General features: G+C 45.1%; 16 protein-coding genes. 1 reads left to right on the plus strand and 15 read right to left on the minus strand.

Features of this window, described 5'->3' with window-relative positions; translation table 11 throughout:
• Nucleotides 1-49: 49 nt before the first annotated feature.
• The 12 genes from DXB91_RS11380 to DXB91_RS11430 all read right to left on the minus strand — a co-directional run bounded on the left by DXB91_RS11380 (nucleotide 50) and on the right by DXB91_RS11430 (nucleotide 14,352).
• Complete coding sequence (locus DXB91_RS11380; RefSeq protein ID WP_118018039.1) at nucleotides 50-943, minus strand: tRNA1(Val) (adenine(37)-N6)-methyltransferase; 894 nt, start codon at nucleotides 941-943, stop codon at nucleotides 50-52.
• Nucleotides 918-1,826 carry a PSP1 domain-containing protein gene (locus DXB91_RS11385; RefSeq protein WP_015534368.1) on the minus strand — a complete coding sequence of 303 codons (909 nt, stop codon included), beginning with the start codon at nucleotides 1,824-1,826 and terminating at the stop codon, nucleotides 918-920. The genes DXB91_RS11380 and DXB91_RS11385 overlap by 26 nt, the downstream gene beginning before the upstream one ends.
• Nucleotides 1,826-2,818: a DNA polymerase III subunit gene (locus DXB91_RS11390; protein WP_015534369.1), complete on the minus strand. Its 993-nt coding sequence runs from the start codon at nucleotides 2,816-2,818 to the stop codon at nucleotides 1,826-1,828. The genes DXB91_RS11385 and DXB91_RS11390 overlap by 1 nt, the downstream gene beginning before the upstream one ends.
• Before the next feature lie 69 nt (nucleotides 2,819-2,887).
• Complete coding sequence (gene tmk / locus DXB91_RS11395; protein WP_118018041.1) at nucleotides 2,888-3,511, minus strand: dTMP kinase; 624 nt, start codon at nucleotides 3,509-3,511, stop codon at nucleotides 2,888-2,890.
• Between the two features lie 94 nt (nucleotides 3,512-3,605).
• A complete protein-coding gene (locus tag DXB91_RS11400) occupies nucleotides 3,606-5,297 on the minus strand; it encodes an aminotransferase class I/II-fold pyridoxal phosphate-dependent enzyme (RefSeq protein WP_158564605.1) in 1,692 nt (563 codons plus the stop codon).
• A gap of 159 nt (nucleotides 5,298-5,456) precedes the next feature.
• Nucleotides 5,457-6,485, minus strand: a complete 1,029-nt coding sequence (locus DXB91_RS11405; RefSeq protein WP_118018045.1) for an aldo/keto reductase — start codon at nucleotides 6,483-6,485, stop codon at nucleotides 5,457-5,459.
• 199 nt (nucleotides 6,486-6,684) lie between these two features.
• A complete protein-coding gene (locus DXB91_RS14175; protein ID WP_158564606.1) occupies nucleotides 6,685-6,849 on the minus strand; it encodes a hypothetical protein in 165 nt (54 codons plus the stop codon).
• Nucleotides 6,850-6,912: 63 nt separating this feature from the next.
• Nucleotides 6,913-7,959 (minus strand): 16S rRNA (cytosine(1402)-N(4))-methyltransferase RsmH, encoded by a 1,047-nt coding sequence (rsmH, locus tag DXB91_RS11410; RefSeq protein WP_117875323.1) that lies wholly within the window; start codon nucleotides 7,957-7,959, stop codon nucleotides 6,913-6,915.
• 157 nt (nucleotides 7,960-8,116) lie between these two features.
• A complete protein-coding gene (gene aroD / locus DXB91_RS11415) occupies nucleotides 8,117-8,887 on the minus strand; it encodes a type I 3-dehydroquinate dehydratase (RefSeq protein ID WP_022217433.1) in 771 nt (256 codons plus the stop codon).
• A gap of 47 nt (nucleotides 8,888-8,934) precedes the next feature.
• Nucleotides 8,935-11,472: a hypothetical protein gene (locus DXB91_RS11420; RefSeq protein ID WP_055222404.1), complete on the minus strand. Its 2,538-nt coding sequence runs from the start codon at nucleotides 11,470-11,472 to the stop codon at nucleotides 8,935-8,937.
• Between the two features lie 150 nt (nucleotides 11,473-11,622).
• Nucleotides 11,623-12,948, minus strand: a complete 1,326-nt coding sequence (gene hflX, locus DXB91_RS11425; RefSeq protein ID WP_118018047.1) for a GTPase HflX — start codon at nucleotides 12,946-12,948, stop codon at nucleotides 11,623-11,625.
• A gap of 9 nt (nucleotides 12,949-12,957) precedes the next feature.
• Nucleotides 12,958-14,352: a L,D-transpeptidase family protein gene (locus DXB91_RS11430; RefSeq protein WP_118018049.1), complete on the minus strand. Its 1,395-nt coding sequence runs from the start codon at nucleotides 14,350-14,352 to the stop codon at nucleotides 12,958-12,960.
• A gap of 202 nt (nucleotides 14,353-14,554) precedes the next feature.
• Between DXB91_RS11430 and DXB91_RS11435 the strand changes: the two genes are divergently transcribed.
• Nucleotides 14,555-15,901, plus strand: coding sequence for an MATE family efflux transporter (locus DXB91_RS11435; protein ID WP_015534375.1), 1,347 nt, complete (start codon nucleotides 14,555-14,557; stop codon nucleotides 15,899-15,901).
• A gap of 95 nt (nucleotides 15,902-15,996) precedes the next feature.
• Here the strand turns inward: DXB91_RS11435 and DXB91_RS11440 are convergent, their stop codons facing one another.
• The 3 genes from DXB91_RS11440 to DXB91_RS11450 all read right to left on the minus strand — a co-directional run bounded on the left by DXB91_RS11440 (nucleotide 15,997) and on the right by DXB91_RS11450 (nucleotide 25,149).
• A complete protein-coding gene (locus DXB91_RS11440; RefSeq protein ID WP_118018051.1) occupies nucleotides 15,997-20,631 on the minus strand; it encodes a glycosyl hydrolase in 4,635 nt (1,544 codons plus the stop codon).
• Nucleotides 20,632-21,709: 1,078 nt separating this feature from the next.
• Nucleotides 21,710-22,378 (minus strand): ABC transporter ATP-binding protein, encoded by a 669-nt coding sequence (locus tag DXB91_RS11445; RefSeq protein WP_055271992.1) that lies wholly within the window; start codon nucleotides 22,376-22,378, stop codon nucleotides 21,710-21,712.
• An 8-nt stretch (nucleotides 22,379-22,386) separates the two neighbouring features.
• Nucleotides 22,387-25,149 (minus strand): FtsX-like permease family protein, encoded by a 2,763-nt coding sequence (locus DXB91_RS11450; protein WP_118018053.1) that lies wholly within the window; start codon nucleotides 25,147-25,149, stop codon nucleotides 22,387-22,389.
• Nucleotides 25,150-25,173: the final 24 nt, after the last annotated feature.

Consider the following 25,173-nt stretch of genomic DNA (forward strand, 5'->3'; position numbering starts at 1 on the left):
ATTAGGGTGTTTACAACATTTTTCACTTTCATGCTGCAGCCGTTGCCTGTTACCGCTTTGCACTGCCTTCATACGTCGCCAGCAGCTGCTCCGTGTACACTCCCGGAGCTTTGTAGACTATCATAGGCGGATCAATCTTGATCATGGAGTTGCCACCCTTAACGGCCTCCACTATGACCATGTTTGGCTCCTTATCTATGTATGGATGTACAAGCTGCATCCTCTTTGGCTCAAGCCTGTGCTCATGCAGGCATTCAAATATCTCAGCCAGCCTGAACGGCTTATGTATCATATAAAAACTTCCGCCGGGTTTAAGGGCATGCTCTGCCGCTGCCACCACCTGATCCAACGTCACATGCACCTCATGTCTCGCTATGTTCTTCGGAGCATCCGGATTCTCCAGACCGTGACTGCCCTTTATGTATGGCGGATTTGAGGTCACTATGTCAAAGGAGGCCTTCTTGTAGTTACAAGAGACCTCCTTTATATCTCCGTTATCTATTCGCACTAAACCGTCAAGCCCATTGAGGCTCACGCTCCTTGCCGCCATGTCCGCACATTCAGTCTGGAGTTCTATACCTATAAAACGTGCATTATCAGCAGGCTTAGCATCCGTCAATCCTCGTTTTATTTCCGGATGATCAGACGCTATCTTACGGTCAATAGCGTCCAAAACAGCCAGCCTCTCCTTCCGGGTAAGAGTCCCTTCTCCATATTCCTTTGCAGCAAGAAGTATAGGTATGATACCTGTTCCTGTCCCGAGATCCAAATATCTGCCCTTCCTCTTAAATCGCACATAATTTGCAAGCAGCACAGCGTCCATTCCAAAACAGAACATCCCGCTGTTCTGTATGATCTGATATCCTCTGCACTGCAGATCATCTATCCTCTCATCAGGTTTTATAACCACATCCGGTTTAATCGTCAAATTTGGACTTTCCACCCTTGTCCTCCAATGCCTCAAGTGCCTTGTACTCCTCAGCGCTGAGTCTCTCTGAATTCTTTCTTCTCTTAGGCTTGAACTTGAGTTCAGCCACAGGATACTCCATAACTTCCTTGTTGTCATCCTTGTCTGTCACCACGATCTTAACCTTCTGTCGGAGAACGTTCACTGACATTACCTCGCCCTTATTGCCATCTATGGTCCTGACGAAATCTCCTACATTCGGAAGCTTCTCATTCAGATACTCGTAAGTGTCCTGCTCATGCTTCAGACAGCACATAAGTCTTCCGCACACACCGGATATCTTAGTAGGATTCAGTGACAGGTTCTGCTCCTTTGCCATCTTGATCGACACAGGAACGAACTCCGACAAATGCTTGTTACAGCAGAGCTCCCTTCCACATATGCCGATTCCGCCCACCATCTTGGTCTCATCGCGGACACCGATCTGTCTGAGCTCTATTCTTGTCTTGAACACCGACGCAAGATCCTTTACCAGCTCTCGGAAATCGATTCTCCTGTCTGCTGTGAAGTAGAACAGCACCTTATTGTTGTCAAATGTATACTCAGCCTCGATGAGCTTCATGTCCAGCTTATGCTTTGCGATCTTCTCAAGACATATGCCAAATGCTCTCTTGCTCTTCTTCTTGTTATCCTCGTATCTTCTGGTGTCATCCTCTGTGGCAATTCTTATGATCGGCTTGAGTGACGCCGTTATCTTGCCCTCTTCTACCTCTCGTCTTCCCAGAACCACTTTGCCGTACTCCACCCCCCTTGCGGTCTCGACAATGACAAAACTGCCGGCCTCGACCTCAAAGTTCTGTGGATCAAAATAATATATCTTACCGTTTGGTCTGAAACGAACTCCTATAATCTCTTTCATTAACAATTCTCCTTCATGGTTAGGAGCATAAGCTCCATGACAATGTCAAAGCTGACATTCGCCTCAAGTCTGACCTTGGCCTTGTCCATAGACTTGAGTACCTTTTCTATACCCTCATAGCTGATGTGTGAAGACTGCTTTCTTATATCAGAATAATACTCCTTGAACATCAACCGGCCCGGGTTATTGGACACCTTGAGCATAAGAATGTCCCTGTACCACATCATCATCAGATCGATGTAGTCACTTACCTTGAGCTTGTACAGCTCCATATTCTTAATGGCAAATATCATGTCATCAACCGACATATCACTTATATGTCTCATGAACTTCACCACATTTTCCTTGATCTCCTTGTACTCATCACTAGTTGCAAGCCTGATGGCCTTTCCCAGATTGCCCTGGGCAAAATCCATACAGAAGTCAGCCTTCTGCTTGTCCAGCTTGAGCTCGTTCATGAGATAATCAAGTATATCATGTTCTCTGACAGGCTTCACATTCAGCACTATACATCTGGACTGTATAGTCTGAAGCATCTTATCAAGATTGTTGGTGAGCAGTATGATTATTGCATAGGACGGAGCTTCCTCGATCGTCTTTAACAAAGCGTTCTGTGCATTCACATTCAGAAGCTGTGCATCCTCTATAACATATATCTTATATCTGCTGCTATAAGGCTTGATATCAATATCAGAATTCACCTGATCACGTATCTCTTCAACCGAGATCACATTTGGCTTGTCGTGGGTCACCCACACGATATCAGGCTGATTTCCCGTCTCACACTGAAGACATGACTTACAATGATTACATGGCTCTGTACCGCCCTCCTCACACTGGAGAGTCTTGACCAACGCCCTGGTAAGGGTCTTTTTTCCACTTCCTGTCTCGCCATTGATGATGTAGCCCTGGGATATCTTACCCAGCTCAATGCTGCTCTTGAAGTGGCGTATTATGTCCTCATGTCCGATTATGTCTGTGAAATCTATCATATATACCAACCCCCTTACAATTAATTGTTTCTGTATGTCTATTCTGACCTTCTCCAAAATCAAAATATATTAAAGATTAAGTTTCTTCTCTACATACCCTACTATTATACCATGAATCTCATCAATAGGTAAAGTAGCGTCTATCCTTACTATTCTCTCAGGATGCATATCTGCCAACTTGCGGTATCCATCCACGACCTTCTGATGGAAATCAAGCTTTTCATTTTCCATCCTGTCAAGCTCGGCCTGATTTTTCTTCCTTGCTATTCCTTCCTGTGCGTCAAGATCCATAAGGAATGTCATATCAGGCATGATTCCCTGAAGTGCAAATTCATTTACCTTATACACCGTGTCAACTCCGAGTCCTCTTCCGATTCCCTGATACACAGCGGATGAGTCCACAAATCTGTCTGCAATCACCGCCTGACCGGCATCCAGTGCAGGCTTGATATTCTCTTTCACAAGCTGTGCTCTCGCCGAAGCATACAGAAGCAGCTCAGTCATATATCCCATCTCTGTAAAATCCTTGTTCAATATAACCTCGCGGATCGCCTCACTTATGGGATTTCCCCCCGGATCTCTGGTTATCAGCACGTCATAGCCTTTCTTCTCCAGATATTCCTTAAGCAGCTCCCTCTGTGTGGTCTTGCCCGCTCCGTCCGGGCCCTCTATAGTTATAAATATTCCTTTCATATCCTAACCCTGCCATATGCTGTTCCTGCACATGTACACCTTTCATATTTATATTGTGATTCTTATCAAACCTTCCAGATCATAGTGCTACATATCACTCTCCGCACAGCACTTTGATATAACCGTCATTGACTCCTGCCACATTAAGTCCGCTGTCTATCATGGACTTTATTCCGTTCACCGCCTGCCGGTCAACGACCTCTCCCGGCGCCAGCACAGGTATTCCCGGCGGATATGCATATACAAATGCCCCCGACACCTTTCCAGCCGCACCCTCAATCGGCACGCTCTCCACTGGTCTGTCCCACGCGGTTCCCGGCGGCATAGCTGACCTTCTGCCGGATATGATATCCAGCTCCTGCCGGTCTGTTTTATCCGGCTCATAGCCAAGGTTCCCGTCTATCTCAGCCACCGCATTAAATAGTATATCATAACTGTCTGCACTGTCCACAACAGATGATATACAAATGACATAACTCACCGATGCCATCTCAACAATCAGCCCATACCTGTCCGCCAGAATTTCAGCAAGCATAACCCCTGTAAATTTCTGTCCCGACTCGTCTACAGTTCCCGGTCTCACGACAAATACCAGTCTGCCCTCATCATGGTCGAACACTTTACACGCATTACAGATCTCATCATTTTTCACTGAGGAAGCATCAGGTCTGAACAGCCGTATATTTCTGAGCCCATCACATTTCCCGGCAAATGCCTCAAGCCTCCGCCCATACCTGGCAAATTCATCTCTGTTATTTGCGCCAAATGCAACTGCCTTCTCCATGCTCTGCATAAATATATACGAAGGTGATGATGTCTGGAATATCTGCAGATATCTCCTGACTCTCTCATCAAGTTTCGGATTCATCACATGAAGGAGCGATGTCTGGGTAAGTGCAGGCATGGTCTTGTGCAGGCTCTCGATGACAATATCCGCGCCCTGCTGCATGGCGGTCTCATGTCCTTCCATGAAGTTCAGATGTGCTCCCTGTGCCTCGTCCACAATGAGATATATTCCATACCTGTGTGCGATTTCGGCTATGGTTCTTATATCTGACATGACGCCCTCATATGTCGGCGATGTGATGATCACCGCTCTTGGCTTTCTGCCATCCGTTATCAACATGTTGATCGCACGCTCTACCTTATCCGGAGATATATCACCCAATATGTCCGTCCTCTCTGACACTTCACGATCATCTTCACCATTGACAGCCGCCTTTTCCTCTGTTTCATGATTGACTTCGCTGCTGGCAGCCATCTTTTCCCGAGTCCCGCGATTGCTTTCGCCGCTGGCATACGTCATCCCATCTGTTATCGTCTGTTCTCCATTCTGATTCACGCCACAGCGCCATCTCATATCAACATAATCCGGCACTATGTATTCAGGATCAAGCTCAAGCATGCAGATGGCGTTGTACACCGCCTTGTGGCAGTTTCTTGCCGCAAGTATCACGTCTCCCCTGTGACAGGTGGCGTGTATAGCTGTCATAAGTCCGGATGTGGAACCGTTCACCAGCATATATGTTGCAAATGTTCCATACACCTTCTTCATCTCGGCAATACTGTCCGCTATGAACATCTCCGGCTCATGCATGTCGTCAAGATCTTTAGCCTCAGTGAAATCATGTGCATACACCCCGTTCCAGAAGTTTTCCCGGGATTTTGAAATGTTATCAACATTTTGGACGGCTTCTATCGGCTGTCTCTTGTGCCCAGGCATGTGCCACGGGTATGTACCCTTCTCTATATATTTTTCAAGTGCTTCATTTATATATTCCTTCACCAGTTTTCTCCGTAACATAGATTCTGTGTGATATAATACCATACTTTTATGTATTTGTAACAGCACAGACTTCTCCCAACGTCTGCACAGATATAAAAAACAGGAGAAGCTCTATCCGGCTTCTCCTGCGAGGGGGATGAAAAGAAAGTTTTGCCTATTTTATGATCTTCCAAATGCTGCAACGGTATCCTCGATCTTCTGTAATTCGTCATCGGTCATGACTGTATGTGCCTGCTTTTCAGCAGCCTTGAGATTGCTGATGATCTGCTCAGGCTTTGAAGCACCGATCAGCACTGTTGTGACCTCCGGCTTGTTCAGCAGCCATGCTATGGCAAGCTCTGATAGCTTCATATCATATCCGGCTGCGATCTCATTTAACTGGTTGAGGAGAGGTCTAGTTTCAAGCACCTGATCCTCATGAAGGAATCTTCCGTCCTTCACAGCCCTGCTGTCCGCCGGCATGTCCTTCAGATATCTGTCTGTCAGCATTCCCTGTGCCAGAGGCGAGAAGCATATGAGTCCCTTGCCTGATGCGTATGTCTGCTTCAAAAGCCCATTGTTCTCGACAGATCTGTCCAGTATGCTGTATCTGTTCTGATTTATCACAAATGGCACATGAAGCTCATCAAGTATGCGCTCCGCCTTTGCCATGGTAGGTCCGTCATAGTTGGAGAGTCCGACATAAAGTGCCTTTCCACTCTTCACTATCTGCGCCAATGCTCCCATGGTCTCCTCGAGTGGAGTGTTCGGATCCATTCTGTGATGATAGAATATATCCACATATGGGATGCCAAGTCTTTTAAGGCTCTGGTCAAGACTTGCTATGAGATATTTTCTGCTGCCCCAGTTGCCGTAAGGGCCTTCCCACATATCGAATCCGGCCTTAGTGCTGATTATCAGCTCATCCCTGTACGCACCCAGTTCCTCTCTGAGTATCTTTCCAAAGTTCTCCTCTGCACTTCCATACACCGGGCCATAGTTGTTTGCTATATCAAAATGTGTTATTCCGTTGTCAAATGCGGTAAAGCACATCTTCTTCATATTCTCGTAATCGTCATTTGTTCCAAAGTTGTGCCAGAGTCCAAGTGCCAGAGGCGGCATCATAAGACCGCTCTTGCCGCAATGTCTGTAAAATCCTGTACCTTCAACATTCTTATATCTATTCTCTGCTGCCTTATAATCTCCCATATTAATACCTCTCTTAAAATTAACCTTACGATGGTTTCTTCGTATATATGCAAGTTATCACTACATTTTGAAGTATATCATACCGATTACATCAAAAAAATATGAATATTTTTGTATTATATATGAAAATTTTATTATGATTTCTATAAATGTTCTGCCTAAATTATCCTGGACATTTTTACTATCCTCTATATGCCTGTTACACATTTACCGGGAGCTTATCAACACCGAAAAAAAGATCATACTGATTCTCATAGAGCATTTCCTCTGCCTGTATGCCATCACAGGCGCAGCTCACATTCATCTCACTTGCCTCAACTCCTGTGAAATAGTCAGCCACAATACATCTGAAACATATGTCCAAAAGGCGACATCCCCTGTCATCATATTAACATGATATACAGACGATGTCGCCTTTCTGTGTCCTTTATTCTGCTTTTACAGCCCATCTCATCTTCGTCGATCTTGCCCTCGGATTGCGGGCGCACTCCTCCGCTGACGGTCTGATGACATCCTTGCTGACTTCGCTGTAAACACCAGCCTTCACCCCAGCCTTGAACGCCCTCTTCACCAGTCTGTCCTCACCTGAATGGAATGTCAGTATCGCCACTTTTCCACCAGGTCTGAGCGCATCCGGCAGCTTGTCAAGGAAATCATACAAAACCTCAAACTCACTGTTCACATCTATTCGCAGAGCCTGAAAACACCTCTGACAGGATTTCTTCACAGCCTCTTTTCTGTCCTTCTCCGGCACAAATGCCAATGCCTCCTCGATGGCATCCTTCATCTGCGTGGTGGTCTCCACATAATTCTTAGTTCGGTTTCTCTTCATGATGACCGTGGCGATCTCCTCCGCATAAGGCTCGTCCGAGTTCTCCTGGAACATCCCAACGAGTTCCTCATACGAAACCTCTCGTAGACGCTCCGCCGCCGACTCACCCTTCTCCGGATCAAGCCTCAGATCAAGTGGTCCATCAAACTTGTATGTGAATCCCCTGTCTGGATTGTCTATCTGCATGGAAGACACTCCAAGATCCGCAAGGATAAAATCAAATCCCCCGGCCTCCTCTGCCACCTGGTCGATATTCCTGAAATTTGTCTGCTTTATCGTGAGTATATCCTCTCCGTATCCAGCTTCAGACAGTCTATGCTTCGTCTTCACTATCTCTATAGGATCAACATCCAGTGCATACATATGACCTTTTCCCTGAAGCTTCTCAAGCATACGCCTTGTGTGACCACCATAGCCCAATGTCGCATCAAGCCCCTGCTGTCCCGGCTGTATCTGAAGGAAATCCAGTATCTCATTTACACATATTGAAATGTGCATCCCTGCCGGGGTACTTCCCTTGCTTATGACTTTCTCTATCGTATCCGCATATTTTTCAGGATCGTGCTCCTTGTATTTCTCCTCAAACCTCTTCGGATGGGTGCCACTGTAGTGCACTCTCCTCTTGTGTATCTTTTCTTCCATATATTCTTATCTCCTTAGCCGCCGTCTGCCATACAAGGCCCCGGAACATTTATGTCATAATACCATATATCTGCGAAACAAGCCACACAACACTAAAAAAATGGAAGCCACGGCATTCATCCGTGACTTCCAGAATAATAGCATCATATAATTATTATTATTTACCAGCTATAATGTGATGTATCATGGTGAGCTGGCTCCTGAGTGCATCCACAGATATCTGTCCAGGGGCGGAAGGTATGCCCGCTGTGGCAAATGATATCGTATTGCCATACATCTCTCCTGTGGTTCTTGTCTCCACACCAAGTTCACCCATGGATATAACTATGAGAGGGGTCTGATTTCCACTATCCTGCAGTTCCTTTGCAGCCTGCATCATATCTACGACCTGCGATCCCTCCTCAGGCATCATGGCTATCTTGGCTATATCTGCACCTGTGAATATGATGGACTTAAATCTGTCAACTATCTGTTCCATAGGTATAGTAGTCTTGAAATCGTGATTGGACACTATGACATACACACCCTTGGAATGAGCCTCCGCTATGACTTCATCCACAATCTCCATGTCGGAGAAATATTCTATATCCACGATGTCTATATATCCACTGTCTATAGCGTCAATAAGAAGGTCGTGATACTGGCTGAGTGTTGCCTCCATGCAGCCACCCTCGCCCTTTGTTCGGAATGTAAATATAATAGGGAACTGCCCCAGCTTATCATGGATCTTCGCCAGAGTCTTCATAAGTGCCTCTCTGTCAAAGCACTTCTCGTACATATCCGCTCTGAATTCCACCATGTCTGGTTCCGACTTCGCTATGATCCTCAACTGATAGTCCACATCATAATCCGTCGGAGCTACCAGAGGTACACAGATCTTAGTCATTCCCTCTCCTATCGCCACATTCTTCACATTAACGACCTTCATCACTGCCTCCTGCCTTTTTCACATTTTCCCTGCACGCTGTACAGCTATTACTTTATCTCAATTGCATCCATGAATGTCTCACACAGCTTCTGCGCGTCAACCTTGTCGACCTTATCCCAGTAGCTGATAGAACATGTAACTACATCCTCGCCTGTAGGATATACCAACAGCACTTCTGTTCTGTCCATATCATATGATGTGAGCTGTATCACAAGATATGTTACCTCTGTGCCATCCTTTGCCTTCACTGTGCCATCTGTCATCTCGTTGACCTTGGAGTTCTCATCGTTGTAATACTCTGTGTAAGTATCCTTCATGTTCTTCACAAGATCACTTGCTGAATAGTGTGTATATGTAGAATAGCTTGCATATACATCGCCCTTCTCATCATTATAAGATATGGTATACTCTGAAGCATAGCTTCTCTCGTATCCCTTTGGATCATTGATCTTTACTGACTTATCGCCAAGGCTTAATGTAACCTTTGAAAGGTCTTCCTCCTCTGTGCTGTCATTTGACTTCTCTGTGGTTGCTTCCTCTGTTGTAGCTGCCTCTGTTGTCTCAGGCTCTTCCTCCTCAGTATCCTTTGAGTCGGTGCCGAACTTTCCATCAAGTCTGCTGTCAACACTTACTGAGTCAAATATCTCGCTCCATGCTGATACGATCTTTTCCATCTTATCCATGTTGATGTACTGATCTACATCATCACTGTTGAGAACTGAGTAATCAACCACATCTCCTGCTGCAGGAGCCTCTATCTTGTTGTCCTTCTCTGCTACCTTGAGATTTCCTGAGCACTGAAGAACATCCTCGCCTGATACTGTAACTGTGAGCTTTGCATCATTTATGCTGAATGACTCGCCCTTCTTGACATCTGCAAGGACACCCTCAAATGCAGCCTGAGCAGTCTCACCCTGTACATCAACAGATATGCTTCCACTCATCTTACCGCTGTTCTTGTCATAGTCTGATGTCACATTTCCTGTGAACTCCTGGCTCTCTCCGCCGCTCATTGCTGATAATGTGTACTTCTTGTCAGTTGATATCTTATCTCCTGATGTGTCAGTCTTTGACTCACTCTTGAGCTCTATATTTACATCTGAACCGTATGTAAGTGCTATCTTTGTTACAGCATCTGATGTGACATTTCCGTCACCCATGTAATCTGCTGTGAATGAAATCTTAACGCCTGCTGCTGCAAGATCATAATCCCAGTCAACACGGATCACCTTGTCGTTTTCTACGTATACATTTGCAACGGCATCCTTTGTCATTACTGCGCTGACCAGAGATGGAATAGTGCCGATGGACTGCTTGAGCTGATCCTTTGTAACACCCATCTGATCCATCATATCATCTGACAGATTGCTGTCCATGTACTTGTTCAGACAGTCAACCAGTGCCTGTGAGAACTCATCTATAGCGTCTGTTGTGATTGTCACTGTGTAGTGGTCTGCCTTGATAGTCTTGCCATTTGCATTTGTAAACTCATCCTTGCCGACCTTCTCATATGTTATGGACTCTGCAAGCTTATCTGCAGCCGGCTTGAGATCCTCATCTATGATCTTCTGAAGAGCCTCGCTGTCAACTGAACCGCCGGCTCCCGCATCCTTGCTGTCGAGCTCTGCCATAACACTGTTCATGTCAAATGAAAATGTCTTGGTAAAGAGATCAGGACATGACATATAGAGCGTCTGACCGATCATTACAACATCCGCACTGACTGTCTCGCCTGCCAGTGTCATGGAAGAATCAAGCTTGAAGCTGTTCTGTCCGTCGCTCTTGGCTGTGCTTGCGTCAAATGTAAATGTTGAACCGTCGAGCTTACCATCTCCGGCAACCTTGTCGATGGTAAAATCTGACTGAACGTCCAGCTTGTCGACATCTATGTCATCTGCTCCGACGATACCCACAATATTATTGTTCTCAAGTTCCTTTGCTGTGTTCTCCATCGCGTCCTTAACCGCATCCTTAGGACTCTTCTTGATGAACACGAAGAATACAACAACAAATGCTGCTATGATAACAAGCGCTGCCACAACTGCTATTATGGCTATCTTGATACCCTTTCTCTTCTTTGGAGACTCAGGCTTGTGCGCCTGATCACCATACATGTTCACGGTCTGATCATATACACTCTGCTGTGCATTCATCTGCTGACCGTATTGATCTGCAAACTGCTGATTTGCATCGTACTGCTGCTGGCCATACTGTCCTGCATACTGCTGCTGGCCGTACTGTCCTGCGTACTGCTGGTTTGCTCCATACTGCTGCTGGCCGTACTGTCCTGCGTACTGCTGGTTTGCTCCATACTGCTGCTGGCCGTACTGTCCTGCATACTGCTGATTCGCTGCGTACTGCTGGTTTGCTCCGTACTGCTGCTGGCCGTACTGTCCTGCATACTGCTGATTCGCTGCGTACTGCTGGTTTGCTCCGTACTGCTGCTGACCATACTGTCCTGCATACTGCTGGTCTGCGCTATACTGCTGACCCGCATCACCCTGCTGATTCTGTGATGGCTGTGGACCATCGGCGCCGTTAGGATTCATTCCGTCCGGCATCTGATTCATGTTATTATCACTCATAATATCTCCCTTTCTGTGTGAATAACCATTATCCTTCCTCTGTAAATTTACACAAATACTTATAAAATGTAAACATTTTTTATTATCTCTTCATATTATGTAAGCAATGTGAAATGGCACGTTAACGCCTGATACGCCACATTGCTGGCACTAAAAATCAGCTTCATCGTCGAAACTGAGTCCAAGTTTTCCAAGTATTGACTTTGGAACATAAGCTTCTATAAATATGCCATCGTCCAGATATTCCTCTGTCTGGATCTCACCGTATTTGTGTATAAGTCCTGTGAGCCCTGCTTCAGAATATGCAAATGTATGCCTTATATATGACTTCTGATTTCTAAGTATTTCCTCTATCGCAATGGCAAGCTCCGGGAGTCCCTGTCCCGTGGCAGCCGAGATATACAGAGTCTTGTCCGCTCTCAGATCGCGCACACCCACCAGATCATCCTTTGATATTCTGTCTATCTTGTTGAATACAGTTATCACAGGTTTTCCCGAATTCTCATCTATCTTGAGCTGCTTTAATGTGCCGTACACCGTCTCTATGTTCTTATCCCAGTTTTCATCCGATGCGTCCACAACATGAAGGATGACATCACAGTATTTTGCCTCCTCCAAAGTGGAGCCAAAGGCCTCGACCAGATGATGCGGCAGCTTCCTTATAAAACCGACCGTATCGGTGAGCAGTATGTTCTGTCCCCCCGGCAGCTTGTATCCTCTTGTCGTAGGATCAAGGGTCGCAAATAATTTGTCTTCCTGTAATACTCCTGCCCCCGTGAGTGCATTCAGCAGGGTCGACTTGCCCGCATTTGTGTATCCGACTATGCCAACAACCGGCACAGCGCTCCTCTGTCTCTGCTTTCTCTGCTGGCTTCTCTGGGATTCAACGTTCCTGAGCTCCGCCTTCAGTCTGGAGATCCTGTCCCTTATGACTCGTCTGTCTATCTCCAGCTTCTTCTCTCCCGGTCCTCTCGTTCCGATTCCACCGCCAAGTCTCGACAATGAATCTCTCATACCAACGAGTCTGGTGGCTCTGAACTTAAGCTGTGCAAGTTCCACCTGCAGCTTGCCCTCGTAGCTTCCAGCATGTGCTGCAAATATATCGAGAATGACCATTGTCCTGTCCATAACCTTTATGTCCAGTGCGTCCTGAAGGTTCATCAACTGTGCCGGTGACAGCTCGTCATCACAGCACACTCCTGTGGCGCCCAGCTCATATATCATCTCCCTGAGCTCCTCAACCTTTCCTCTTCCCAGATACAAGTCATTTGCAATGCGGTCCCTGTTCTGCACCAGCCGTCCCACGACCTCGGCTCCGGCTGTGTCTATGAGCTCCGTGAGCTCGTCCAGGGATGCCTGAATCTCCAAGGAGACCTCTTTCTGTGTATATCCACCTGTATCGGCGGCAAATATGATTATCTTTTCTTTTATCTTCTCTGCTTCGAGATCATAAATTGTACTTTTCCTGTCTGCCATGATCCACCTCTACTTTTCAACGGTGACTGTGACTGTGTGATAGGATGATCTGTTGCCGCTGCTGTCCTTCGCACAGCACACAACTGTATAGCTGCCCGCCTTGGACTCCATTTTGTTAACAGCCACACATATAACGTCCTGTCCAAGACTTGTGAGTGCCTGTCCATCCAGAGTCTTGCCATTGCCATCTGTGGCCACTCCTGTCCTTATCAGTGTATCACCATCCTGTGCGTTCACATAAGATGCAACAAGATCTGCAAGCTCATCAGCCTGTCCATTGTAACTCTCCAGCTTTATCTCCACAGGAACCCTTGTTATAACGGGAGCTTCATCATCCTCCACTGTTATCTCGATACTCTTACATATCTCACTGCCCTGATCTGTAAAGCTGTACTTTACTGTATATTTTCCCAGCTTCATATTGTCCACGGTTCCCTCAACCTTCAACTGATCCGTTACATCCTCACGCCGTGAATTGAAGGCCCATATTCCCGCCATTGTGTCATAGTTCTCGCCCTGGTTTATGCTGTGGCTCTCCGCACCGTATATCACGGCTGTTCCTGCGGTCGGATTCTCCTCAACCATGTCTGTCGGATCCCATCCGGTCTCATCAGTGTTATCCAGTCTGGTCACCGGCACAGGTCTTCCCAGCGGGCCATAATAGTCACTGTCAAATATATCAACATATGTTCCAGACTCGCAGTTCTCATATATCCATTTGGTATCTGCAACGCACAGTCTGACGCATCCCAGTGATGCCCCGGTTCCAAGCTTGTTGAATTCCCATGTCTCAAGCGAATCCTTTGTGGTGTCCAGATAAGGCACGGAATGGAACAGGGTGTCGCCATCTATCTGTGACACATACTGGCCATAACAGTTGTCAAACAGTGCAAGCCAGTCCCACTTGAGCTGTATGTTGAACAGTCCGACAGGAGTCTCTCCCACCGGTGATACCGAACAGCGCATTGCCTTTACCGGAACAGTGTAATATCCAGCAGCGTCCAGCTTGTATATAGTAACTATATTTTCCTGTCTGTTTATCTTGATGGCGTATGGACAGCCATTGTCCGCCAGATCCTCGCCATTATAATTCTCTTCCTGCTCAGTCGCCGGAACCGCTATGTCCGTACATTCCACAGTTCCCTGAACCTTGAGTTCCGCAACCTTTTCTGTTGTTGCTGCTGAGGCATCGCCATTCGTATTATCACTGTCCGCCGATGTTCCTGTGGCAACCGAGTCCTTTTCATTATGATTATCCAGTTTGCTCTTAAGTCTATAGTTTTTCACAGCAAGGCCTATGACCAGTCCAAGCAGAATGACTCCCACTGCGTATAACGCAATTCTCTCGAGCTCCGCATGTCTCTTCCTGTTACGCTTATTTTTTTGTCTGTTATTCTTTTCCATATTTTCCATTTCTTTCTATAAATATATGTCAAATGTTAGTATGCACAATCAAGCCATTTTTAATCGTTACACTTTAACATAACATTTTATATAACAAAATAAAACATTTTTCTTTAAAATTAAGCAAAAACCACATTGACTTTATCGCGAACTGTTGTACAATCGAATATCAGGCGAAAAAAATTAAGGAGGTTTATTATATATGAAAGATCTGACAGTCGGAAAGCCAATGAAAGTCATATGGTTATTTGCTGTTCCTATGATACTGGGACAGATCGCACAGCAGTTATACAGTTTTACAGACTCAGCCATCGTGGGCAACTACGTAAGCTCACAGGCACTCGCCGCGGTTGGCGCAACCTCAGTCATTTCGAATATGATAATAGGCTTCCTCAACAGCGGAACCATGGGACTTGCCATCCCTATAGCCAAATACTATGGTGCAAAGGACTATCACAATATGAGAAGATGTATCGGTGCATCGGCCATCATGACACTGCTGGCATCCATTGTCCTGACCGTTCTGAGTCTAATATTTATAAGGCCTATCCTGGTACTTCTCAAAACACCAGACGACATATTGGATATGGCAGCAAGCTACGTTATAATCATAATCGTTGGAATCATATTCTGTTCATTATATAATCTGTGCGCCAACATACTGCGTGCAGTCGGAGACAGCAAGACGCCTCTTATATTCCTCGGTATATCAGTTGTACTCAATATCGTTCTGGATCTTATGTTTATAAGGGCATTTGACATGGGAGTACGGGGTGCAGCCATCGCCACCGATATATCACAGGCGCTGGCGGGCATACTTGCCTTGATCTATATACTTGTGAAGGCAAAGCATCTGATTCCGGAGAAGGATGAATACTCCGTAGAGAAGAGTGACCGGTCAGACCTCATACAGTCCGCACTTGCCATGGGATTTATGAGCTGTATAGTGAACATCGGAACGGTCATACTCCAGAGAGCCATCAATGGACTCGGAACTGATATAGTAACCGCCCACACAGCGGCAAGAAAGATATTTGATATCCTCATGTTCATGTTATATATAGTAGGAAATGCCGTGACGACATATGTAAGCCAGAATATGGGCGCAGGCAGGTACGACCGGGTACATCAGGGTGTGAGGGCTGCGATCATCATAAACACGATCATAACCACTGTCATGATAATATTCGGCTGGCTGCTCAGCCCGGCACTTATAAAGCTGGTTGCAGGTACATCTGCCAGTGCCATCATAGATCCGGCCGTGAGATATGTAAGGATCGGCGTGACGTGCTTCTATGTACTTGGTCCTCTGTTCGTCCTGAGATGTGCAATGCAGGGAATGGGCAGGAAGATCGTTCCGGTCATGTCATCCACTATAGAGCTGATCGGCAAGGTACTTGCGGTTATGATCCTCACTCCAAGACTTGGATATCTCGGAGTTACCATCACAGAGCCTATCATCTGGTTCTGCTGTACACTGATGCTCTCCATAATGTACCTCACAACCCCTGTGGAGAAGCTTGTTGAGAAGAGACGTGCTGCAAACTGATATTGCATACAAATATAAACCAACAAATAAAGCCCCACTGCCGATGGTCTTCATCACCGCCGACAGCGGGGCTCTTTGTATGGCTAAAATGAGTATTACTTCTTATCCTTTTTGATAACGATATAGCCTGCACCAGCCATGATAAGTGATGCTATCATTATCGCAAACATTACGTCTACAGGTGACTTATCTCCTGTATTTACCACGTTCTGTCCATTTCCACCTGTGCTTCCATCCGTTGTTGCTGCTGTGGTAGCCTCAGTTGTCTTGTCGTCATTGCTAGGCTTCTCAGTTGTTGGAGCCTCGGTAGTCTGATCCTCTGTGGTTGGATTCTCTGTGGTTGGAGCCTCTGTTGTTGGATCGGCCTTACCCGGATCTGCCTCATCCTTCTTAACCAGTGACTTATCTGTTATGATAAGTCCATTCTTGTCCACTGGATTCTTCTTGAGCATATCATCTGTGAGCTTCACTGCCTGGATTCCATCAAAGTAGATAGTTGAGTCAACTGTCCACTTGCCAGTGTGATCCTCCGGCACGATCGAGTTGCACCATACAGCAAATTTGACTATATCCGATGCATCGAGTGTACCACCCTTCTTACCCTTGAATGAGCTGAATGGAATAGTAACATACTGTGCCTTTGTTCCCTTTACGAAATCTGTGAGGTATACCTCAAATTCCTCGCCGCTTCCATCTGTGATCTGGATCACAAGTTTCTGTCCCATACCGTCCGGCTGTACCCACATCTCAAGCGCATTATACTTTGAGAAATCATTGTTTGTAAGCTCTGACTTAATCCTTCCTGTCCACACCTCTGATCCATTTGTCTCAAGCTTATACTTGAACGCACCGCCGTATGTGCCACCGTTCTTATGAGTCTTGTCAAGAACAAAGCTTGAGCTGCATCCTGCGGCTGAGTTAGATGTGTATGTGGAATCCAGAAGTCCGTCGCTTCCTGAATAGTACTCGAAGTCCTCGATGACATTTGCAGGAGCCTTATCCTTGGCCTTTCCAAGGCTTATGTGTGACAGCTGTGCGAGCTGCTCGCCATCTGCCAAGAGTGTGATGGTTGCTGTATCTGTCTTTCCAAGCTTGCTGAGATTTTTCTCTGTAAGATCAGCCGTGTAAAGTGTTGGCTCTGATCCTGCAGCGGCAATCTCGGCTCCAGCCTCAGCGTTGAGTGTAAGCTTAACACCTGTATCAGGATTGTTGATAATGAACTGAACCTTTGATGCATTCTTAACACCAGCCTTGAGTGTTGTCGCCTTGAGGATGGTATCTCTGTCAAATGGATATACCATGTAACCCATCTGGCCCGTGTATGTATTTGCAGATACTCCTGCAAGGGTTCCCATGTTACTGTAGAATCCTGTATCGCCACCAAATATTGATGAGTCGTCGTTGTAGTACTTTATGAAGTCATTTATAAGTTCCTGTCCATGTGTGTCGTCATACTTATATGGAACGTAGAAGTTGGTATCTCCGAAGTTGGCCCATACGAGGTAGTATGGCATGTTGTTCTTCTTCGCAATGTCGTTGACTTCCTGATACCAGTTCTTTCCTGAAGCCTCTGTTCCAACCGGATTACCCTTTACGAGAAGTCCCTCGTTGTCTGAACCGTCCTTCTTCATGACTCTGACACCGCACTCAGCGATGGCTGGTATCTTGCCTCTCTTTGCAGCTATTGATGACACGATATTACATGTTGTATCAAGACTGTCAAAGAAAGAGTTGTCTGCTGCTGCAGGGTACGAATTGTAATCGTTGTAATAGTCAAATGCAAGGATATCTACATACTCATCGCCTGGATAGTATGACACGTAAGCTGCCTCTGATGTGACAGGTCCGTTTGGCGAGTATACCCAGAGAAGGTTGTGTACACCGCTCTGCTCCATGTAATCCTTGGTATATCTGTAGAGAGACTTGTATGTCTCAGCTGTGTTCATTGATCCCCACCAGAACCAGCTTCCTGTATTCTCGTGGAATGGTCTGATCATGATAGGTATTCCGGCAGCCTGAAGCTGTGATGCGTAGTCTGCGATCACATCAAGGTAAGCTGTAAATACCTCATTGTACTCTCCACCTGGGAGAATCTGCTTTACTATGTCATTTGACAGATCCTTGGACTCTGAGAAATCACATCCGTAGAAACTGTATGTTCCATCCGAGTTATTCACTATCTTGGAGCTGGAGAAGTTTGGCATATGCATTGACAATGACACGATCGCACCATTTGCCGCTGCAGTCTTGCTGTATGCCACTGAGTTTGCCAGTGCCGAAGCCGCGTCTGAACCGCCTGCCTCCGAGCCTGTAACTGCCAGTGAGTCGATTCCGAACACACCGCTGACCTGTCCAGTCACATCATATACATCACCGAGTGACGCCTGTGGATTTACGCTTCTGCTCACATCATTCTGATGTCCGAACAGAACCTGATCACTATTCATGAGCGTATTCAGGTATGCCGCAAGTGCCTTTGCACTGTCTGCTGCATTCGCATCGCTCACTCTAACTGATGATGGCATCTGTGAAAGATCCGCTGGTGAACCAGCACCAGGAGTCTCTGTTATCTCGACAAAATCCTTTGTTGTATCTGCCTGTGACAGAACAAGATTATCAAGATATACATTTCCCTTAAAGCTTGTGCTGCTTCCTATGATTCCTATTGTCACATCTCTGAGTGGTTTATCTGTAGGAGTAAATCCCATAGTAACTGTAACCTTCTTTAATCCATCTCCGATATCCTCTGCATCATCGTCGATGGTTGTATCTTTATTTATTATTCCATCTGCAAAAAACTTGATCTTGCTTCCCTTGAGCTTTGCCGGGTAGATTATATCCACACTGAGCTGGTTGTACTGGCTCACATCCATAGCCTCTGTAGGAACACACTTAACCTTTGCCTCACTCCATGAGGAAGTTGAATCTGCTGAGTAGTCAACAGAAACCTTAAGTCTCTCATTTGCACTGTCATATGATATGTCAGGTGTGGCATTACCGGCCTTGTTGGCTGCATCGCCGTGCTTGTATGCATATCCGGCCTCTGTGCTCCACTTGTCATAATCCTCAGCCGATGAGAGATCTGAGATCACAGCAGGATCTCTCTGCTCAAGTCCGCCGCTGCTCTCCTTAACATCAAGTACCTTAACGTTGCTTATTGTGATCTTGCCAGCATATGCTGAGTTGGAATTGTACTGGAATACGATCTCCTGTACATTTCCCACCTCTGATACATCAAATGCAAATGATATATCGCACTTGCCATCGACAAAGTTCTCAGCCTTGATGAACGGATAGTCGCCTGACTTGGCGTAATCCCAGCTGTCGCCTGTCTTCATGGCACATGCAAGCTGGATCGCATTGTATGATCCGTCTGATGCCTCAGCGCCGTCAAGGCCTGATATATCGCCATCAAGTGAAACTGTAGCTGTAAGCTTTGCCTTTGCTCCAACTTTGACATTGTCTACTGTAGGAAGATCTGTATAGCTTCCTGTATCATTGCTGGCAAATGCCTTGTCTGTCCACTTTGCATCGCTCGCTGTGTCAAACACAAGGCTTGCATCTGCAAAATTTCCAACCTCAGTCTCTGATGTTGTCGGCTTCTTGCCACTCTCTACCTTGTCAACTGCAACGCCGCCGATGAGAACCTTTCCTGTAAATGCTGAGTTTGCATTGTACTGGAATACGATCTCCTGAACATCGCCTGCATCCACTCCGTTAAAGTTGAACTCTACGCTGCACTTGCCATCTGTAAGGTTCTCACTCTTTAAAAATGGATAGTCATCTGACTTGACATATGTCCAGCTATCGCCTGTCTTGATGGCACATGCAAGCTGGATCGCATTGTACGATCCATCTGATGCCTCGGCACCATCAAGGCCTGATATATCGCCGTCGAGAGAAACTGTCGCTGTGAGTTTCGCCTTTTCACCTACAGTTGCCCCCTCTATTCTCGCCATGTCGGCATATGTAGCGCTGTCATTGCTGGCATACGCTTTATCTTTCCATGTCTTATCTGAAACAGCGTCAAATGTGAGAACTGCATCTGAACTGCTCCATACTGTATTGTCTGTGATCGAAGGTGCTGCCACACCTGTCACATTTCCTGTTGCTGATGATCCGCCACCTGGCTCTTCTCCACCATCAGGCTCCTCTCCTGAATCATCACTCTGAATCTCTACATCAGATATTGATATTGTTCCAGTATATGCAGAGTTTGAATTGTACTGGAATATTATCTCGTTCGCAGCTCCTGTATCCTCCACATCAAATGCAAATGATACCTGTGTCTTGCCATCTGTAAAATTTTCCGCTTTAAGGAATGGATAATCATCAGACTTGGTGTATGTCCATCCATCGCCAGTCTTGATTGCACAGGAAAGCTGGATCACATTATACGTTCCGTCAGCAGCCTCCGCACCATCCAATCCTGAAAAATCTCCATTAAGTGTTACATTTGCCGTGAGCACAGCCTTTTTACCCACAGACACATCATCGATCCTGCCTAACTCTGGGTATGTACCTTCATCATTGCTGGCATAAATTTTATCTGTCCACTTGGCATCTGCGCCAGTGTCAAATACCAGTTTGTCTGTAGTGATGCTCCATGCCATTTCCGCAGACGGCTCTGATGCATCAGCTGAGACTATTGCCCCTGCACTTCCCCAGAATGAGCCAACCATTGCAACTGCACATGTCACAGCAACAAGTCTTGTTCTAAATCTCACCATATTCCTTACCCTTTCTTTTTTGTGATATTCCTCCACTTTACTCACCACGAACAGCCTAATTCGTGATTAATATTTATACATATACTTATATTAACTCATTTTTTAATTGTTGAACATGTCATTAATTACCGAATATTTAAGTTGTTTTTTATTGCTTTTGCACGTCATATTAGTCAATAATTTAAGTTATTTGCAATTAATATTAGTTTCTTGTTACCGCACGGATTGTTACTGCTCGCAGAGCGGGTAATCAGTGGTTTAACACACGTTGTAATTAATACATAAAAAAGCCAGCTGGCATAATACCAACTGGCTTTATATTAGTTTATTCATTTTTTAAATATTGAAGTATCTAATCAAAATATCTGAATGTTTCCACACATGCCATTGATTCTTCCACTATATTATAAATATCTATGAAAAAATTCGTTGTGCCTAGAGATTAAACTTACCGGAATATCAACTATCAGGGTACGAATTGCATCTACTCATAACATGCACTGCATGAACTTGTATATGTACCAACCTCTTATAAGCACTGGTCTTGCGGTATGTGATATGACCTGATGCCCTTGAAACACCACTCATATCTTGTGTTTTGAACAATCACGATGGATCAAATCTGGTATCAAATACCTGCGTCCTGGCACTTCAATCATGCTATATACAGCATCTGCATGTGGACTGATTCAAGATTTATCTTAAAGGCATCTCGTGTGGAAACAACTTCCCAGTTCTGAGTTACCATCATGATAAAAATGTTCTTCAATTGTCTCCAACGGAACCTCCTCCTTTCGTGAACTTGTACCACGGATCTCTGTTTCCTGCGCACCATGTGTAAAGTCTTTTTCACGATTCTATAAATCTCTGAGATAACTTCGTACATGTTACGTGTCACGGGTGACAATCTATGGTGTGCCATCTGTATCTTTTTCAAATGGCCGTTCTTTAATGTACCTTTATTATACATGATGCAAGGCAAATCGTCAACATATTTTTTGACAATTTATCAATTTTATTGTCATTGTTGTTGCGTTTTATCATCAAATTGTCTTTTATGTATATAATTGTGTGAATATTATACACATTTTATCTGTCCATCTTCTATCCTTACGATACGATCGGCCTGATCTGCTATATTTCCATCGTGAGTAACCATAATTATAGTCTGTCCATCTTCACTCTGCAGTTCTCTAAGCAGTCTCAGGACTTCTTTTCCTGATTGAGAGTCCAGATTTCCGGTAGGTTCATCGCAGAGCAACACTTTTGGTTTGTGTATGAGCGCTCTGGCTATCGCAACCCTCTGCTGCTGTCCACCGGACAACTGTGACGGATAATGTGTCAGTCTCTCTGAAATTCCAAGTTTTTCAGTAAGCTTATCAAAGTACTCCTCATCTACCTTAACCTTATCTATCATCATTGGCAGGAATATATTTTCCTTTGCTGTCAGCTCTGGCACCAGATTGAAGAACTGGAATACGAAACCTATATTTTTTCTGCGGAATTTTGCAAGCTGTGCATCTGAATATCTGAGTATATCTTCATCATCATAGAATATCTCTCCTTCTGCCTTTGTATCCAGTCCGCCCATCAGATGCAGCAATGTTGACTTTCCACTGCCTGATGTTCCTATAATCGCCGTAAATTTTCCATACTCAAATTCCACGTTACAGTTGCGAAGTGCATGAACAGCATTTGTTCCTTCACCATACGTCTTATTTAAATCCTTTATCTGAATCATATGCATCGTCCCCCTTACTCTTTTTCAGCCAGATCATCAATTATCTCTTCCGATTTCTTCTTATGAATGACCAGCACCGTAATAATCGTCGAAATCACAACAAGGAATGTTCCTATCAGTACCAACGCTCTTCCCACAGGGACAACAAATATCTCGCTGTCGAATAGAAATACATGCTGGAGTCTCGTTACCTCTTTTATAACATCTGCATCGACGTTCCATAAATCTGTCTCCGGCCAGTTGAACATGTTTAGCGCCTGTTCGTACTTGTAGCGCAAAAGCCATCTCATGCCATACACCATACCGGCTCCGACAGCACATGATACCAGGGCATTTCTTATGTTATACCATATAAACGTCATGTTCCATGAGTGCTTCTCCATTCCAAGAGCCCGCATGATCGCCACGTTCCGCCTGCCATTCTGGTAACGCATGGTGACAAGTTCCCAATATCCCCATGCCGCCATGATAAGAAGAATAAAGAACAGACATATTGTGCTCGCATACTGTGATATATATGCCTCACGATACTCCTTATCACACTCATCTATCGTTCGTATCCTGAGTTCCATTGAAGAGTCCAATATGTCAGCAAACCTGGATACAACTCTATCAATATCTCCCCTGTTGCTTAGAGATATATATGTAACGTCATAACATGTCTTAAACATCCCAATACTGACTGCTGTGTCCTGTGAGGCTACTATTGCATATCCATACTGTGAAGCTCTGTCAAGACCTGCGTACAATATCGGATCGCTCTCCTTTGTGGTCTCCGGAATCACGATTATCGCATCCACGATTTCAACAGTCTCCTTGTATTCGCCTTTTCCGTTCACTGTCATTGTATGCATTACATCGCCTATCTTATATGGCGACTCCGCGGTCATTCCGTCATATTCATATTCAACACACGCCACACCATTTTCATGGGTACCTATTGACCCCTCTTTTACATATTTATCCAGCTTTCTCATTCCGTTATTATCCAGCCATATCGCTGGAACGTTGAAATAAAATCTATCGTCTGCATGATAGAATTCTTCTGTATCTTCCGGAAACTGGACCTCCGCCTGCCACAATCCATCCGGAATATCCTCGTCATTTCTATCATAAAATATATCAAAGCCATCGTTTGTGGAGAAACTCTCTATTGACTTTACTTCGTTCATATCCGCAATGCTCTTGCGCCCATCCTCAGTAAGTCCTGTATCTGTAAGCAATACTCCACCAGTAATCCCCGACCCCTGATCATAAAGGCATATATCTACATCACTGGTTTCCATATCCAATTGTCCATATGTATAATATGTGTCTCTGTCCAGATCATCATTGTGAAAATATCCTTTTCCCTTGCCGTCCATAGAGCAGAATGCGTAGCACATCACCGCCGCAAACAGGATCAGGGCAACAGACAACATCTGCATTATATTTGCAAATGGAATACCGGAAACCACCGATTTGATTCTCCCGAATGATCTCACACGATCTCTTCTTATAAGTCTTCTTGATTTTATATGAAGGTATATATAAAAAAGTAAATATCCAAGAGTAAATGTACCTGTTGCACACACAACAGAGATTACAAATGGATTTTCTGTAATCTGCTGTACACACCACTCCACTGTATAACCGCGCAATTTAGGCAGCCTCAGCAAACGACTTTGAATCTCGAGTATGACCTCATATACAGTGATTCCAACGACTCCACCGCATATCACTCCTGAAACCAGCAGGATTCCCCATTCCAATATATGTATCCAAGCCACTTTCATCCGGCTGGCTCCTATATCTCTCACGATATCCAGGGATTTCTGCCTCTCGCTCATAACAGTTATCATCACGCCAAACAGGGATATAGCCGACAAGATCACAGCAATAACACTGAAATATAGTATTCCCTGGACAGAGTCCGACAGATAACTTTCGCTGTTAAGCTTCTCGTTTCCAAGGGTAATGTTGCAGATATCTTCTGCAGCCGATCTGCTGCGGCCGGATCTTGGCCATATTCCAGTTTTGTCATAATAATCCTGCGCAAACTCTTCCATAGCGCTCTCCGACTGCTCTGTTATCTCGTCATCACCATACAGTGAGACAGCAGTATATACGAATGTATTCTCATCCAAATCACAGTCATCCCGCCACAGATATATAGTTGGCATCTGTACTTCCGAAAGGTCAGATCCCCAGTCTACTCTGTTCTCCTTAAGATCTCTTCTGCTGTCTGTACACAATACACCTGTGATAGTAAACGTAATCTGTCCCACATGTCTACCTGTTCTCAACAGATATGTATCATCCAAATCGTAACTGTCAAATGTTACTTCCTTTCCAACATACGAGTCAGGATCAACAGTAAAAAACATATCCTCCAACACATAATCGTACACTGCTGCCTCCCCGGTTTTTTCAGGGAATCTTCCCGACGAAAGCTTTACATACTCAAGCTCCTCTGCCGCATCGTCAATATATGTACCATATGTATACTGTGTTTTGTCATTTCCCAGCTTTCCACATATAGCCGTACGCCCGATCATGCTGACCCTTTTGTCTTGTGACATCTCCTCATATGCATCACTGCCAAGATTGCTATACAGGTAAAATGTCTTACTACTTCCCCGCAGCTTGTCATCATACTGCCGTCTACATTCTGTTCTCTCCATCAAAAGTGCAATCAACAGGAAAGCCGTTAATATCACTATCGAGGTAAGCATGCTCGCAAACTGCTTTTTATGATATCTCCAGTATTTTGTTATCAGAAATAAGTTTGTTTTCATATGTCCCCCCCGCTATACACAATT

It is taken from the genome of Coprococcus sp. OM06-34AC, from assembly GCF_003462545.1.
Classification (GTDB): Bacteria; Bacillota; Clostridia; order Lachnospirales; family Lachnospiraceae; genus Coprococcus; species Coprococcus aceti.

Bases quoted from the DNA above. Each gene is read 5' to 3' on its own strand.
- aroD (WP_022217433.1), bottom strand. From the start codon at position 8,887: ATGAAGGTCGTTAATGTGAAGAATGTGGCGATAGGAGAGGGAATGACT.
- DXB91_RS11420 (WP_055222404.1), bottom strand. From the start codon at position 11,472: ATGAGTGATAATAACATGAATCAGATGCCGGACGGAATGAATCCTAAC.
- DXB91_RS11385 (WP_015534368.1), bottom strand. From the start codon at position 1,826: ATGAAAGAGATTATAGGAGTTCGTTTCAGACCAAACGGTAAGATATAT.
- tmk (WP_118018041.1), bottom strand. From the start codon at position 3,511: ATGAAAGGAATATTTATAACTATAGAGGGCCCGGACGGAGCGGGCAAG.
- DXB91_RS11405 (WP_118018045.1), bottom strand. From the start codon at position 6,485: ATGGGAGATTATAAGGCAGCAGAGAATAGATATAAGAATGTTGAAGGT.
- DXB91_RS11430 (WP_118018049.1), bottom strand. From the start codon at position 14,352: ATGGAAAAGAATAACAGACAAAAAAATAAGCGTAACAGGAAGAGACAT.
- DXB91_RS11450 (WP_118018053.1), bottom strand. From the start codon at position 25,149: ATGAAAACAAACTTATTTCTGATAACAAAATACTGGAGATATCATAAA.
- DXB91_RS11435 (WP_015534375.1), top strand. From the start codon at position 14,555: ATGAAAGATCTGACAGTCGGAAAGCCAATGAAAGTCATATGGTTATTT.
- DXB91_RS11440 (WP_118018051.1), bottom strand. From the start codon at position 20,631: ATGGTGAGATTTAGAACAAGACTTGTTGCTGTGACATGTGCAGTTGCA.
- DXB91_RS11445 (WP_055271992.1), bottom strand. From the start codon at position 22,378: ATGCATATGATTCAGATAAAGGATTTAAATAAGACGTATGGTGAAGGA.
- DXB91_RS11390 (WP_015534369.1), bottom strand. From the start codon at position 2,818: ATGATAGATTTCACAGACATAATCGGACATGAGGACATAATACGCCAC.
- hflX (WP_118018047.1), bottom strand. From the start codon at position 12,948: ATGGCAGACAGGAAAAGTACAATTTATGATCTCGAAGCAGAGAAGATA.
- rsmH (WP_117875323.1), bottom strand. From the start codon at position 7,959: ATGGAAGAAAAGATACACAAGAGGAGAGTGCACTACAGTGGCACCCAT.